Source organism: Azospirillum sp. TSH100 (assembly GCF_004923295.1).
Lineage (GTDB): Bacteria > Pseudomonadota > Alphaproteobacteria > Azospirillales > Azospirillaceae > Azospirillum.
The window spans coordinates 216538-230092 of sequence record NZ_CP039636.1 but is presented as its reverse complement, the minus strand read 5'-3'; the positions used below and the strand labels follow the sequence as shown (position 1 = coordinate 230092).

The 13555-nt window shown below is 66.8% G+C and carries 15 protein-coding genes; 6 read left to right on the top strand and 9 right to left on the bottom strand.

Annotated features, from left to right (window positions below; genetic code table 11):
• Positions 1-64: 64 nt before the first annotated feature.
• From E6C72_RS18845 to E6C72_RS18805, 8 genes are all read right to left on the bottom strand, one after another.
• Positions 65-1036, bottom strand: coding sequence for a DMT family transporter (locus E6C72_RS18845; RefSeq protein WP_109443072.1), 972 nt, complete (start codon positions 1034-1036; stop codon positions 65-67).
• 174 nt (positions 1037-1210) lie between these two features.
• Positions 1211-1462, bottom strand: coding sequence for an amidase family protein (locus tag E6C72_RS18840; RefSeq protein WP_158280211.1), 252 nt, complete (start codon positions 1460-1462; stop codon positions 1211-1213).
• A 326-nt stretch (positions 1463-1788) separates the two neighbouring features.
• On the bottom strand, positions 1789-2562 hold the full coding sequence (locus tag E6C72_RS18835) for an HNH endonuclease family protein (protein WP_109442993.1): 774 nt from the start codon (positions 2560-2562) through the stop codon (positions 1789-1791).
• A 90-nt stretch (positions 2563-2652) separates the two neighbouring features.
• A complete protein-coding gene (locus E6C72_RS18830; RefSeq protein WP_109442992.1) occupies positions 2653-3597 on the bottom strand; it encodes an SDR family NAD(P)-dependent oxidoreductase in 945 nt (314 codons plus the stop codon).
• A gap of 497 nt (positions 3598-4094) precedes the next feature.
• Complete coding sequence (locus tag E6C72_RS18825) at positions 4095-5282, bottom strand: phosphoserine transaminase (protein ID WP_109442991.1); 1188 nt, start codon at positions 5280-5282, stop codon at positions 4095-4097.
• Between the two features lie 113 nt (positions 5283-5395).
• The gene (locus tag E6C72_RS18820) at positions 5396-5863 is read right to left on the bottom strand and encodes a hypothetical protein (protein ID WP_247875939.1); all 468 of its coding nucleotides are present in this window, start codon (positions 5861-5863) and stop codon (positions 5396-5398) included.
• 134 nt (positions 5864-5997) lie between these two features.
• Positions 5998-6342: a hypothetical protein gene (locus E6C72_RS18815; protein WP_247875938.1), complete on the bottom strand. Its 345-nt coding sequence runs from the start codon at positions 6340-6342 to the stop codon at positions 5998-6000.
• A gap of 437 nt (positions 6343-6779) precedes the next feature.
• Positions 6780-7547: a glycosyltransferase family 2 protein gene (locus E6C72_RS18805; RefSeq protein ID WP_109442988.1), complete on the bottom strand. Its 768-nt coding sequence runs from the start codon at positions 7545-7547 to the stop codon at positions 6780-6782.
• A 113-nt stretch (positions 7548-7660) separates the two neighbouring features.
• Here E6C72_RS18805 and E6C72_RS18800 point away from each other — a divergent pair, with 113 nt between their 5' ends.
• A complete protein-coding gene (locus E6C72_RS18800; RefSeq protein WP_247875937.1) occupies positions 7661-8032 on the top strand; it encodes a DUF423 domain-containing protein in 372 nt (123 codons plus the stop codon).
• A gap of 26 nt (positions 8033-8058) precedes the next feature.
• Here the strand turns inward: E6C72_RS18800 and E6C72_RS18795 are convergent, their stop codons facing one another.
• A complete protein-coding gene (locus tag E6C72_RS18795) occupies positions 8059-8448 on the bottom strand; it encodes a helix-turn-helix transcriptional regulator (protein ID WP_109442986.1) in 390 nt (129 codons plus the stop codon).
• 335 nt (positions 8449-8783) lie between these two features.
• Here E6C72_RS18795 and E6C72_RS18785 point away from each other — a divergent pair, with 335 nt between their 5' ends.
• The 5 genes from E6C72_RS18785 (at position 8784) to dxs (ending at position 13453) form a co-directional block, all read left to right on the top strand.
• Positions 8784-9011 carry a sulfurtransferase TusA family protein gene (locus tag E6C72_RS18785; RefSeq protein ID WP_109442985.1) on the top strand — a complete coding sequence of 76 codons (228 nt, stop codon included), beginning with the start codon at positions 8784-8786 and terminating at the stop codon, positions 9009-9011.
• A 200-nt stretch (positions 9012-9211) separates the two neighbouring features.
• Positions 9212-10141 (top strand): histone deacetylase family protein, encoded by a 930-nt coding sequence (locus tag E6C72_RS18780; protein WP_042688856.1) that lies wholly within the window; start codon positions 9212-9214, stop codon positions 10139-10141.
• Between the two features lie 175 nt (positions 10142-10316).
• Positions 10317-10610 carry an exodeoxyribonuclease VII small subunit gene (locus tag E6C72_RS18775; protein WP_247882161.1) on the top strand — a complete coding sequence of 98 codons (294 nt, stop codon included), beginning with the start codon at positions 10317-10319 and terminating at the stop codon, positions 10608-10610.
• 1 nt (position 10611) lies between these two features.
• A complete protein-coding gene (locus tag E6C72_RS18770; protein ID WP_109442984.1) occupies positions 10612-11514 on the top strand; it encodes a polyprenyl synthetase family protein in 903 nt (300 codons plus the stop codon).
• 25 nt (positions 11515-11539) lie between these two features.
• A complete protein-coding gene (gene dxs / locus E6C72_RS18765; RefSeq protein ID WP_109442983.1) occupies positions 11540-13453 on the top strand; it encodes a 1-deoxy-D-xylulose-5-phosphate synthase in 1914 nt (637 codons plus the stop codon).
• Positions 13454-13555: the final 102 nt, after the last annotated feature.

Sequence of the window (13555 nt, the reverse complement as noted above, 5' to 3'; positions counted from 1 at the left end):
CAAGCGGTCGGGAACAGACTTGCCGATTACCACCCTTTGCCACGGCCGCGGAGTGAATTCGCTGTCACTTGCCGCGGATCATGTCCCAACTCGCCATCAGCGCCCCACCGGCGATCAGCGCGCAGGCAGCCCAGACGGTCCAGCCGCCGCCGGCCTGCCCGAACAGGATCAGCAGCAGGGTGGAGACCGGCGGCACCGCATAGGACAGCACGCCCAGCGCCCGGATGTCGCCGCGCTTCATGCCATGATCCCAGACGAAGAAGGCCAGCCCGTCCGGCCCGATGCCGAGCGCCAGCAGAACCACCCAGCCCAGCGCCTCCTGCGGCCAGACGGCGGCATCCTCGAACAGCAGGTGTCCGGCGAGGCCGAGCATTGCGGTGACCAGGCAGAAGCCGCTGACCGCCTCGGTCGGGACGGAGCCGAAGCGGCGGGACGTCACCGAATAGGCGCCCCAGATCAGCGCTGCCGCCAGCGCCGCCCCAAATGCCGGCAGGTCGTCCCCCAGTGTGCCGGCGTCCAGATGCAGCCCGCCGCGCCCCGACACGATCAGCGCCGTGCCGGCCAGCCCGCACAGCGCGCCGGTCACATGGGCGGCCTTCAGCCGCTCCCCCGGCAGCAGGGCGGAGAGCAGGACGATGCACAGCGGCCAGAGATAGTTGATGAGATTGACCTCCACCGCCGCCGCCGGCGCCAGATGGAAGGCCAGGAATAGGCAGGCGTGATAGCCGAACAGCCCGCCGACGCCGACCAGCCAGACCGGCAGCGGCTGGTGCAGGGCGCCGACCACGCTGCGCCCGCGCAGTGCCGCGACGGTGTTGCCGGTGAGGAAGGCCAGACCGAAGGTTACCGCCACCAGTTGCAGCGGCGGCATGGCGCTGGACATCGAGGTCAGCAGCGCCGCCGTCGACCAAAGCAGGATGGCGATGGCGCCGACGCCGGTGGCGCGCCGCACCTCCGCGATCGGAGGCGGAACGGCGGACGACCGGGACAGGATGGGAAGGGAATTGGCGGAGTCGGGAAGGGCGTCGGCACTCATGCGCGGGTGCATAGCCCACGGTGCGGCCGCCCGCAATGGGTGTCGGGAGCGGCGTCTTGTCACCCGCTGCCGGTCAGGTTGCCCAACCGGCAGGCCAGCCGTGGACGAAGCCTGCCTTCCGCTCCAGCATCAGGCCCAGACGGATCAGGCGCCGTTCCTCACCCGGCCGGGCGATCAGCTGGATGACGAAGGGCAGTCCGTCTCCACCGGCCGCCCGTCGATCACCGTCACTTCGCCGTCCCTGTTCGGCCAGGGCAGCACGCCGCAGGCCGGGACTGTCAGCACGTCGATCTCCTTGAACAGGGTGACGAAGCGGCGGTAGAGCGCGGTGCGGCCAGCCTGCGCCGCCAGATAGGCGTTGGCGGTGATGCCGGCTCCCGCCTCGATGTTCCAGCGGATGGTGTCGGTCAGATCCTTCACCGCCACCGGCAGGCCATGCAGCGGCGCCGGGCAGCGCCGGCCGGGCGTCCAACGCGTCGGCGCGGGGGAGGGCTTCGTCGGCGGCGACGGTGAGGAAGGCGGACAGCGCCGGCTCGGCCGCCGCGATGCGTGCCAGATGCGCCTCGACCGCCTCGCGGGCCGACAGGTCGCGCTTTGCCAGCCTTGCGGCGAGGGTGGCTGCGCTTTCCCGCCACAGTGGGGGCTGTTCCTCGGTCATGCGTTCTCCCGACTCCGGCGTCATTTTTTCGGGAGGAGAGTGACGCGAAGCACGTTGGTGTGCCCAACAATGCCCCGGACAAGGCAGGGCTGCGTCAGCGCTGCTGCCCGGCCGAGGCGCGGCAGTCGTTCAGGATGTTGCCAATCGTCACCCGCTCGCGCTCGTCCATGCTGAGGCTCCAGCGCGCTTTCACCAATATCCAGTCGGCGACATAAAGGCAGATACCGTCGCGCTTGGGCGGCAGCCAGTCCTCCGGCCCCTTGGAGCCCTTGGCGCGGTTGGCTTCACGGCTGGAAACCAGCAGGGTCAGCGGATCGCTGGTGTCGTTGGCGTATGCGGCGCGCTTCTCCCGGCTCCAGTCGTAGCCGCCGCTGGCATAGGTCTCCTCCAGCGGCACGCGGTGGTCGATGTCAACCATCTGGGGATCGACGAAACGCTCGCCGGTGTAGGGATCGATCCAGTCTCCGGACTTCACGCCGCAGCCCTTGGCGTCGAGCATCGTCGGGCGGCGGGAATCGCGAATCAGGACCTTCTCTCGCGCGTTCAGACAGCCGCCGTCGAGTGCCAGCCAATGCGGCCACTCCTCCCGCTGGTAGCCGCGGCGTTTTTCGGGCTCCACCCGGATGGCGTCGAGTTGACGGGATACCTCGGCATAATCGATTCCATCGGCAGGGCGGGCAACGACCGGCGGTGGCGGTTCCGCCTGCTCCTGCTTGCGCTGCTGGTGCGGGCGGCGGGTTTCCTGGCCCAAAAGGCGGTCGAGCGTGCCGGAGGGGATGATGTGCAGCCGCTCTCCCACCGCGACAGCGGCGAGGATCGCAAGGATGACGAACAGCGCCCGCAGGGGCAGGGAGCGGCGGGGGGGCATGTTTCGCTCACCTCGATAAAAGCCCCTTCTCCCGCCCCGGGAGATGGCACTTGATGCGATGTCCCCTCATACCCGCCTATGGTGCGGACCTCAAGGCATGCGGCCGGTCAGGGTCGCGCTCAGCCCCTGGAGCAGGCCGACTTGGCACACTGTGTCAAAGGTGGAGCGCATCAGCGACGGGTCGCCGATCGAGACGCGGATGTCACCGGCGCGCGGCTCGGTGTGGCGACGGCGGACCTTGCTGCCGCACAACTCCTGCAACACCTCCAGCAGCATCACCAGAGAAGTCGCACGGCCGGTACAGAGATTGTAGACCTGCGCCCCGGCGAAGTGCCGCTCCATCGCCAGCGCCAGGATGCGCACCACGTCGCCGACGAAGACAAAATCGCGCACCTGTTGGCCATCGCCGTGAATCTCCACATCCTCGCCGCGGGCGACCCGGCGGGCGAAGATGGAGATCACGCCGGAATAAGGCGACATCGGGTCCTGGCGTGGGCCGTAGACGTTGAAGAAGCGGAAGCCCATTGTTGGCACACCCTGGATTGCCCAGGCGACACGCGCGTGCATTTCGCAGCCCAGCTTGTCGACGCCATAGGCGGACAGCGGGCGCGGCAGCTCGTCCTCCTTCAGCGGGGTGTTGGTGTTGTCGCCATAGACGGCGGCGGATGAGGCATAGACCACCGGGACCGGACCGCCGTGCTTGGCATCGCGCGCCGCCTCGAACACGGTGACGGTACCCAGCAGGTTGGTGCGGTGTGTCTCGGCCCACAGCTCCCGCGACTTCTGCACCGAGGCCACGGCGGCAAGGTGGAAGACGCCGTCCACCCCCTCGCCGGCATTGCCGGCCATCGCCTCGCGCACCGCGTCGGGATCGGCGACGTCGCCGATCACCAGTGTCGCCGCCGCCGGCTTGTTCTCCAGTCGACCGCTCGACAGGTTATCGAGGATTGTCACGCGATGTCCGTCGGCCAGCAGCCGGTCGGCCAGATGCGAGCCGATGAAACCGCAGCCGCCGGTGATGAGGTAGTGCGCCATGGTCCGTCCAAGCCCTTCCTTGGTTGCACCGGCTTTGCCGCATCGCAGCGGGGCCACCGGAAATCCCTTCCAAGAGTCGGGACACAACCGGCCGCTTGCCAGACCATCTTCGGGATAGGGCTGCGCCTCAACCGGGGAAGCAATGCCGACCGTCCGGCCATGGCGGGAGCGAATCGATCCCGCTTCCTTCATGACGGTTTTCGGACAGGCGGATCCACTGGTTCAACAGGGTTATCCACCAGCTTGTCCACGGTTCTGTGGATAACCATGGTCAAGCGCGCGGGTCCTCCACACGCGTCGGGCCGGACACACTGGTGCAGAAATGCTGCTGTGTACGAACGGTTGCTTGACCGGATCCTTTGCTGCAAAGCACAAAAGCGGCCCATGTGAAAGGCCCCGCTGTGGCGGTTCTGCCACGGCGGGGCCTTTTGCGGTCTTTGGACAGGCCTGTGGATTGCGGCCCGGCTTGCGCTTGGCGACCTGCGTTCAGGCCGGGGTCAGTCCTGCTTGGACCCGAGCGTCTCGGCCTTGACGGTGGCGAAGGCCCAGTCGAGCCAGGGCAGCACCGCCTCCATATCCTCGTTCTCCACCGTGGCGCCGCCCCACAGGCGCAGGCCGGGTGGCGCGTCGCGGTAGGAGCCGGCGTCGAAGGCGGCCTCCTCCTTCTCCAGCAGGGCGGACAGCTTCTTGGCGAAGGCGGCCTGGGCCTCCTCCGACAGGGCGGTCACCTCCGGATCGGTGAACCGCAGGCAGATCGAGGTGCAGGAGCGATTGGCCGGGTCCTTGGCGAGGAAGCCGGCCCACGGGCTGGTCTCCACCCATTCGGCGACGATGCGCAGGTTCTGCTCCGACCGGCGGATCAACTGGGTCAGGCCGCCCAACGACAGGGACCAGCGCAGGCCGTCGATGGCGTCCTCGACGCAGAGCATCGACGGCGTGTTGATGGTATCGCCCTCGAAGATGCCTTCGATCAGCTTGCCGTTCTTCGTCATGCGGAAGATCTTCGGCAGCGGCCGGTCGGGCTGGAAGCTTTCCAGCCGTTCGACGGCGCGTGGGCTCAGCACCAGCATGCCGTGCGCCGCCTCGCCGCCCAGCACCTTCTGCCAGGACCAGGTGGCGACGTCGATCTTGTGCCAGGGCAGAGCCATGGCGAAGGCGGCGGAGGTGGCGTCGCAGATGGTCAGGCCTTCGCGGTCGTCGGCGATCCAGTCGCCGTCGGCCACCCGCACGCCGGCGGTGGTGCCGTTCCAGGTGAAGACGACGTCACGGCTGAAATCGACCGCCGACAGATCCGGCAACTCGCCATAGGGGGCGATCAGGTTGCGGACGTCGGGCAGCTTGAGCTGCTTGGCGACGTCGGTCACCCATTCCTTGCCGAAGCTTTCCCAGGCCAGCATGTCGACGCCGCGCACACCCAGCAGCGACCACAGCGCCATCTCCACCGCACCGGTGTCGGAAGCGGGGACGATGCCGATGCGGTAGTCGCCGGGGATGCCCAGCACCGCGCGGGTGAGGTCGATGACCTCCTTCAGCTTGGCCTTGCCCGGCTTTGAGCGGTGGGAGCGGCCGAGCAGCGCGCCGTCCAGCGCGTCGAGCGACCAGCCCGGACGCTTTGCACAGGGACCCGAGGAGAAGAGCGGAGTGTTGGGCCGGCGGCTGGGCCGGCTGGCGCTGCTGGCAGTCATGGGGCGAACTTCCTGTCCCGGAACGGGAATGTGCGGAGGTCCGGACCTTAAAAGCTGCGCCTGCTGCCGTCAATCAAGGGCGTCGCCCGCCATGTGGGACCCAGCCGTGCCGGTTACTTGTTACGGCCGATCTTGCCGTTGCGGTAGGTCCAGGCAGCATCGCCGCCGCCGCCCGGCTGGGGCATGGAAATGGTCAGGGTGTCGTTGTCGATCGTAACCTGTGCAGCGTCGCTGCACGAGCCGAAGGGATAGGAGATCGTCGGCTGTGGACCGCCCACTTCCAGGATGCGGAAGCGGGTCGGACAATCCTTGGCGCCGGTGTCGGACTGGAACAGGGCAATCCAGCGGTCCTTCAGCGAATAAGCGCCGACGAAGGACAGCAGGTCGCTTTCCTTGTCGTCGAATACCGGCTTGTCGTCCACCGCCACCTGGGTGTGCTTCGGACCGACGTCCGTCATCGTCAGCACGGTGTTGCCGAGCGCCGCCATCAGTCGCGGCTCTGCCGCATGGGCGGAGGTCACGATTTCGGAGGCGATCAAAAGGCTGCCCACCACCGCGGCGTACACATTAAGAACCCGCAAAGCCCGTCTCCCTGGCTGCTGCGCCCCGGCGGGGCGGCTTTACCGAACGGGGCGCACAATAATGCGGTGGGCGCTCCGCCGGAAGCCGTCCTTTTCGACGGTGGTCAAGGCAGGGCTGGCTCGGCAAGGGTGGATCAGCGGATGTTCACGCTGAGACCGAAGCCGGGAACGACCGGCTGCGGCGCGTAGACGACGGGCGGCGGCGCATAGATCACCCGCGGCGGCGGAGGAGGCGCGTAAACCACCGGAGGCGGGGCGTAGATCACCGGCGGCGGAGCGTAATAGCTGCCCTCGCGCCAGTGGCGGTGATGCGGCCGGTCCCAACCGCGCCATTCCGGGCCGCCACGCCATTCGCGGCCGTAATCTCCACGCCAGCCATCATGGGCGGCGGCGGTGCCGGCGCTGGCACCCAGCATCGATCCGGCGACCAGAGCGCCCAGAACCACGGCTTTCAATCCAGAACCAAAGCGGCCAGTCATTCCGGCGTCCTCCTGGTGTCGGGGGTGTCTTGCCCCTCATGATCTGATGAACGTCGACGCTCCTGTATTCATTCCACCCGTTCCGAAAAGATTTCGTCTTATGTCTTTAGTAATAGTAAGTGCATGGTTTACGGCGGGGAACGCCGCGGCGGGCGGGAAGGCGATTGTTACGGCGGCCCCCTCTTCCCGGATTCGGGCATTTATGGTAAATGATCCGGCATGGTAGAGACACGACGCACCGGTGACCGTTCAAACGAGCCGATCCGCCCAGACGCCGGCGGCGGAAGGGTTCCCGCGTCCGGCGCCCGGGCCCGGGCGGAAGGCGTCGTCCAGCAAGGGCGCCAGCGCGTTCCGACCCTGCGTGAACTGGCTGCCTTGGTGGTCAATGGGGTGCTGACATTGCCGCGAAACTACCGTCGCGGCATGTTCCTCGACGTTCAGGTATAGGCGGCCACATCAGGGCCGAACAACCGCTCCAGCAGCAGCGATGGCAACTCGTATTGCGGCAAGCACAGGCTGGTGCTGCGTGCGTGCAGCGTGTGCAGGCACAGGCCCTCGGCATCCGGGAAAGCGCCGACGCGGAAGCGCTCGCGGGCGGCTTTTACGAAGGGCGCGTCCTCGCAGGTATTCACCGCCGGAAAACGTACCGCCTCCCACACCGACCGCCGGTAGGCATAGGAGAAGCCGTAGCCGTCGAGGTTGTCGGGGGAGAATGGGGCGTCCGGCGCCTCGACGTGGCTGCAAGCCTGCCGGCCCCAGCGATGGTGCGACCCGCCGCGCGCGGTGTCCCAATAGCCGAAGCGCCGGTGCGGCACGCTGTAGAGAAACCAGCCCGACAGCTTCACAAGGTCATGCCCCTGGTTCAGCCAGCCCAGCATGCGTTCGACATAATTTGGCGCATAGAAATCGTCGTCGTCCATGTGGACGATCACCGATCCCTTGGCGTGTTCGGCCAGAATGTTGCGCTTCTCGCCGATGGCGTAGCGGCTTGGCGAATAGAAATACTTCAGTCGCGGGTTCGCCAGCGGCTTCAGGTAGGCCGATGGGCGTGGGCTGTCGTCGAACACCAGCCACTCGATCTCGCCATGGGTCTGCGCCCGGATGCAGGCATGCAGACGGGGCAGGAACTCTTCCCGTTCCCAGGTGGGGGTGACGATGCTGACCAAGGGGCTGACCAGTTGAATGGCGCGGTCGATTGACGTCATGGTGCTTTCTTGCTCGCGCGCAGGGCCTGCGTGTAGACAGACGGCAGGATAGCACCGCTCCCCCGGCCCTGCACACGGGCCGGCAGGGCATTGAGAAAGGACGTTCCTTGGGATTGATCGACCGCATCTGGATCGTCTTCGCAGCGCTGAACGGCGCCATGGCGGTCGGCACCGGTGCCTATGCCAGCCACGCGCTGGCCGCGCAACCGCAGGCGCAGGAATGGTTTCGCCTCGCCGGGCAATATCAGATGGCGCACGCGCTGGCACTGGTGCTGCTCGTGGCGCTGGGCGGGCGGATGGGCAGAGTCGCTCTGCGGATCGCGGGCTGGCTGTTCGTCGCCGGGATCCTGCTGTTCTGCGGCACCCTCTATGCGCTGGCGACCGTAGGGCCACTGCCGGTGCCGATGACGGCGCCGGCCGGAGGATGGAGCTTCATGCTGGGTTGGGTGGCGCTGGCGGCCGCTGCGCTGCAGGCGCGCGGCTGAGGCTTGCGCCGGTCGATGTGGCGAAATCAGCCGGCTGCGGCGGCGCGCAGGCCGGTGCGGCCGGTGGTTTGGTCGCTGCCGCGCTCCTCACCATCCATATCCTCGGCCATTTCCTCGGCAGCCGGCGTGCAGTAGAGGCCGTGCAGCGTGGCCATGATGGTCTGCGCCTCATGCCCGTTCAGCGAGTAGTAGATGTTCTGGGCGCTGCGACGCGTGCGGACGAGATTGTCGTTGCGCAGGCGGGCCAGATGCTGCGACAGCGCCGATTGGCTGAGGCCTACCAGATCCTCCAGTTCGCCTACCGACCGCTCGCCCTGGCTCAGATGGCACAGGATGAGCAGGCGCCGCTCGTTGCACATCGCCTTCAACAGTGCACTCGCCCGGCGGGCGTTGGCCTGCAAATCCTCGATCTTCATCGCTTTACCGTCGCCCTGTCCGTTCCGATTCGTTTTGCACCCGGGCCGTCGTTGCGCAGCCCGGCAAAGAAAAATGCTCGTATCCTAGTATATTCGTACATTGCGGGAATTGTCCACCTGTGGGAATCCGCCATTCGATCCATGCCGCTGCTTGGTCCAAGCGCAGGCTCAAGCGTTCCCATCATCGTCTTGCGCCGCTTTTTCTCGCGATACGAAGCAACGTTGCCACAGATATATCAGCTTTCGGTTGTGACCAATAATCATCCGCAACAGGTCGGGATGCCGCATTCACCGTTCGCCGTGACAGCCGTTTGCCGGTCGGGTAGCATTTCCCCATGACCGACCATCCATTGAATACCAAGGGCTTGCAGTGCCCGCTTCCCGTTCTGCGTGCGCGCAAGGCGATCAAGGCGATCGCGATCGGCGATACCTTGACCGTGGAAGCGACCGACCCCGGTGCCCGCAAGGATTTTCCCGCCTTCTGCGAGGCGACGGGCAACCGCCTGCTGTCCGTTGCCGAGGAGGACGGGGTGCTGCGCTTCGTCATCGAGCGGGTGACCTGAGTCGGGCCTGGATTGACTTCTGCCCGTAGCACTCGTTCGTATATCAATCCTGTCGTGTCACGGATTGCCCCGGCTCCCGAAAGTGCACTGTGACGAATCGTCCTGGATTCAGCCTGTACTTTCATTAGCGATGCGGGAAGAATGGTTTTCGGAAACGCCGTCGATACCGCCCGAAAACCAACGATAACGACCGAAAATCGATGTTCACCACCCTGTTCACCCACCCGGCGTGCCTGGAGCACGACACGGGTCTCGGTCATCCCGAATGCTCCGACCGCCTGCGCGCCGTGCTCGCCGCACTGGAGACGGAAGAGTTCCACATGCTGGAACGGCAGGAGGCGCCACGCGCCACGGTTGAACAGCTTCTGCGGGCGCATCCGCAGTCGCACATCGACCGCGTGCTGTCCCTGATCCCCGAGGTCGAGCATGCGGGCGTCGATGCCGACACCGTCGTCTCGCCTGGATCGGGGGAGGCCGCGCTGCGCGCGGCCGGTGCGGTCTGCGCCGCGGTCGATGCGGTGGCGACCGGCCAGTCGCGCAATGCCTTCTGTGCTGTCCGCCCGCCTGGCCACCATGCGGAACGGGAGAAGGCTATGGGTTTCTGCCTGTTCAACAACGCCGCCGTCGGCGCCTTCCATGCCCGGGCCGCCCACGGGTTGCAACGGGTGGCCGTGATGGATTTCGACGTCCATCACGGCAATGGCACGCAGGACATCCTGCAATTCGACCCTGATATGCTCTATTGCTCCACCCACCAGTCGCCGCTTTATCCCGGCACCGGCGACGCGGGGGAGAAGGGCGAATACGGCAACTGTGTCAACGCGCCGCTGCCGGCCATGGCCGGATCGCCGGAATTCCGCCACGCGATGACACATGTCATCCTGCCGGCCATTGACCATTTCAAGCCGGACCTGTTGATCATTTCCGCCGGGTTCGACGCCCATTCGCGCGATCCGCTGGCCGGTCTGCACCTGATCGACGATGATTTCGTCTGGGCCACACGCAAGCTGGGCGAACTGGCCCGCACCCATTGCGGCGCGCGGATCGTCTCGGTTCTGGAGGGCGGCTACAACCTTCGCGCCCTGGCGTCGGCGAGTGCCGCTCATGTGCGTGAACTGATGTACTGCTGACCGGGGCCGTCCCGTCGCGATTGCGGTTCCCTTCTCCCGAAAGGGGGAGGGGCTGCCCGAACGCATAGGCCGCACAGCGGCGGCACATAGTCCGCAAGGGCCGGGGTAATGGAATGCCTCGGGTCTTGCGCCGGACGAGGGCGGGGCATACCTTCGCGGGCTTGAGGTTCCATCGATGGTTCTCCCCGACATGCACCCTTCCACCGCTTCCATGCCGAATCCTGGCGTTCCCATTCCGCCCGACATCGCCGCCCTCAGCTTCGAGGATGCGCTCGCTGAACTGGAGCGGATCGTCCGCCAGCTTGAGGAAGGCCGCGGCAAGCTCGACGATGCCATCTCCTCCTACGAGCGGGGCACGGCGCTGAAACGCCATTGCGAGATGAAGCTGCGCGAAGCGCAGGCCAAGATCGATCGCATCACCGTGAGCGCCGACGGCTCCCTCGCCACCGAACCCGCCCGGATCGACTGACGTGCAGACCATTTCCCAGACCGAGTTCAAAGCCGCGCTGGCCGACGTCGCCCAGGCGGTCGAGGTCAAGATAAACGCCCTGCTGCCGACCACCGACCTGCCGGAAGCGCGGGTGTTCGAGGCCATGCGCTATGGCTGCCTGAACGGCGGCAAGCGGCTGCGCCCCTTCCTGGTGATGCAGTCTGCCGCCCTGTTCGGCGTCAACCCGGACTGCGCCATCCGCGTCGCCGCGGCGGTGGAGATGGTCCACAGCTATTCGCTGGTCCACGACGATCTGCCGGCGATGGATGACGGCGAGCTGCGGCGCGGCCGGCCGACCTGCCACCGGCAGTTCGACGAGGCGACCGCCATCCTGGCCGGCGACGGGCTGCTGACCCTCGCTTTCGAGGTGCTGGCCGATCCGGCGACGCATGAGGATCCCAACATCCGCTGTCAGCTGGTGACGGCTCTGGCCAAGGCGGCCGGCGGCCACGGCATGGTCGGCGGCCAGATGCTGGACCTGATCGCCGAACATGAGACCTTCGACCTCGGCACCACCACCCGGCTGCAACGCATGAAGACCGGCGAGATGATCGCCTTCTCGTGCGAGGCCGGCGGTATCCTGGGCAAGGCCAACCCGCCGCAGCGCACCGCGCTGCGCGCCTATGCGCATGACCTGGGTCTCGCCTTCCAGATCGTCGACGATCTGCTGGACGTGGAAGGCACGGCGGAGGAGACCGGCAAGACCGTCGGCCGCGACGCACAGGCCGGAAAGGCGACCTTCGTGTCGATCCTGGGGCGGGACCGCGCCCGCGCCCAGGCGGAAATGCTCGCCAATCAGGCGGCACAGCACTTGGACATTTTCGATGGGCGTGCCGATATGTTGAAGGCTGTCGCCGACTTCGTCGTCGCGCGCCGCGCCTGACCAGAGCTTTGAGGACCATCACGACGTGACCGCCACCAAGACCCCGCTGCTCGACCATTGTCCGACGCCAGCCAAGCTGCGGGCCCTGAAGCCCGAGCAGCTCCGCCAGTTCGCAGACGAGTTGCGCACCGAGACGGTGGACGCCGTCTCGGTGACCGGCGGCCATCTCGGCGCCGGGCTGGGGGTGGTCGAGCTGACGGTGGCGCTGCATTATGTGTTCGACACGCCCTATGACCGGCTGGTCTGGGACGTCGGTCACCAGTGCTATCCGCACAAGATCCTGACCGGGCGGCGCGACCGCATCCGGACGCTGCGCATGGGTGGTGGCCTCAGCGGCTTCACCAAGCGGTCGGAAAGCGAGTATGATCCGTTCGGCGCCGGCCACAGCTCCACCTCCATCTCGGCCGGCCTCGGCATGGCGGTCGCCAGCAAGATGAAGGGGGAGCGGCGCAACGTCATCGCTGTCATCGGCGACGGGTCGATGAGCGCCGGCATGGCGTATGAGGCGATGAACAACGCCGCCTCGACCAAGTCGCGGCTGATCGTCATCCTCAACGACAACGACATGTCGATCGCTCCGCCGGTCGGCGCGATGAGCGCGTACCTGTCGCGGTTGATCTCCTCCAAGCCCTACCTGTCGCTGCGCCATCTGGCGAAGGAGATCGCCGACCAACTGCCGCGCCCGCTGCGCAACGCCGCCCGCCGGGCGGAGGAATATGCCCGCGGCATGGTTACCGGCGGCACTCTGTTCGAGGAGTTGGGCTTCTACTACATCGGCCCGATCGACGGGCACAACCTGGACCACCTGTTGCCGGTGTTGCAGAACGTCCGCGACGCCGACGACGACAAGCCGGTGCTCATCCATGTCGTCACCAAGAAGGGCAAGGGCTACGGCCCGGCGGAGGAATCGGCCGACAAGCTGCACGCCGTCGCCAAGTTCGACGTGGTGACCGGCACCCAATCCAAGCCGAAGTCGAACGCCCCAACCTACACCCGCGTCTTCGCCCAGAGCCTGATCGCCGAGGCAGCGGCCGACCCGACCATCGTCGGCATCACCGCAGCCATGCCGTCGGGCACCGGTCTGGACCTGTTCGGCGAGCGCTTCCCCGACCGCTGTTTCGATGTCGGCATCGCCGAACAGCATGCGGTGACCTTCGCCGCCGGCATGGCGACGGAGGGGTTCAAGCCGTTCTGCGCCATCTACTCCACTTTCCTGCAGCGTGCCTACGATCAGGTCATCCACGACGTGGTGCTGCAGCATCTGCCGGTTCGCTTCGCGCTCGACCGTGCCGGTCTGGTGGGGGCGGACGGGGCGACCCATGCCGGGTCGTTCGATACCGCCTATCTCGGCTGCCTGCCCGACATCGTGCTGATGGCGGCCAGCGACGAGCTGGAACTGATGCACATGGTGGCGACCCAGGCCGCCATCGACGACCGCGCCTCGGCCCTGCGCTATCCGCGCGGTGAGGGGGTGGGGCTGGAACTGCCCGACCGCGGCAGCATCCTGCCGCTGGGCAAGGGCCGCATCCTGCAGGAAGGCACCAAGATCGCCCTTCTCAGCTATGGCACCCGGCTGGGCGAGGCCCGGCGCGCTGCGGCGGAACTGGCGGCGCGCGGCCTGTCGACGACACTGGCCGACGCCCGCTTCGCCAAGCCGCTGGACGAGGATCTGGTTCGCCGCCTCGCGCTGGAGCATGAGGTGCTGATCACCATCGAGGAAGGGTCGGTCGGCGGGTTCGGCAGCTTCGTGCTGCAATTCCTGGCGACGGCCGGACTGCTCGACGGCGGACTGAAGATTCGGCCGATGGTTCTGCCGGACGCCTATCTCGACCACGACTCGCCGGTCAAGCAGTATGAGACCGCCGGTCTGACCGCCCAGCACATCGTCCACACGGCCCTCCAGGCCCTGGCGATCGAGAGCGCTGCGGCCCGTGCGTGACTGCTGATCGGATTACGCCTTCCAAACGTCGTAATGCCATTTGTCTAGCAAGGTTTCAGGTTGTTGGACTGGTGCGGAACGCGAGCGACGCCTTACACTGTC

What these genes read in the sequence shown, in the direction of transcription:
- E6C72_RS18845 (WP_109443072.1), bottom strand. Translation starts at nt 1,036, where the DNA reads ATGAGTGCCGACGCCCTTCCCGACTCCGCCAATTCCCTTCCCATCCTG.
- E6C72_RS18835 (WP_109442993.1), bottom strand. Translation starts at nt 2,562, where the DNA reads ATGCCCCCCCGCCGCTCCCTGCCCCTGCGGGCGCTGTTCGTCATCCTT.
- E6C72_RS18830 (WP_109442992.1), bottom strand. Translation starts at nt 3,597, where the DNA reads ATGGCGCACTACCTCATCACCGGCGGCTGCGGTTTCATCGGCTCGCAT.
- E6C72_RS18825 (WP_109442991.1), bottom strand. Translation starts at nt 5,282, where the DNA reads ATGACTGCCAGCAGCGCCAGCCGGCCCAGCCGCCGGCCCAACACTCCG.
- E6C72_RS18815 (WP_247875938.1), bottom strand. Translation starts at nt 6,342, where the DNA reads ATGACTGGCCGCTTTGGTTCTGGATTGAAAGCCGTGGTTCTGGGCGCT.
- E6C72_RS18805 (WP_109442988.1), bottom strand. Translation starts at nt 7,547, where the DNA reads ATGACGTCAATCGACCGCGCCATTCAACTGGTCAGCCCCTTGGTCAGC.
- E6C72_RS18795 (WP_109442986.1), bottom strand. Translation starts at nt 8,448, where the DNA reads ATGAAGATCGAGGATTTGCAGGCCAACGCCCGCCGGGCGAGTGCACTG.
- E6C72_RS18785 (WP_109442985.1), top strand. Translation starts at nt 8,784, where the DNA reads ATGACCGACCATCCATTGAATACCAAGGGCTTGCAGTGCCCGCTTCCC.
- E6C72_RS18780 (WP_042688856.1), top strand. Translation starts at nt 9,212, where the DNA reads ATGTTCACCACCCTGTTCACCCACCCGGCGTGCCTGGAGCACGACACG.
- E6C72_RS18775 (WP_247882161.1), top strand. Translation starts at nt 10,317, where the DNA reads ATGGTTCTCCCCGACATGCACCCTTCCACCGCTTCCATGCCGAATCCT.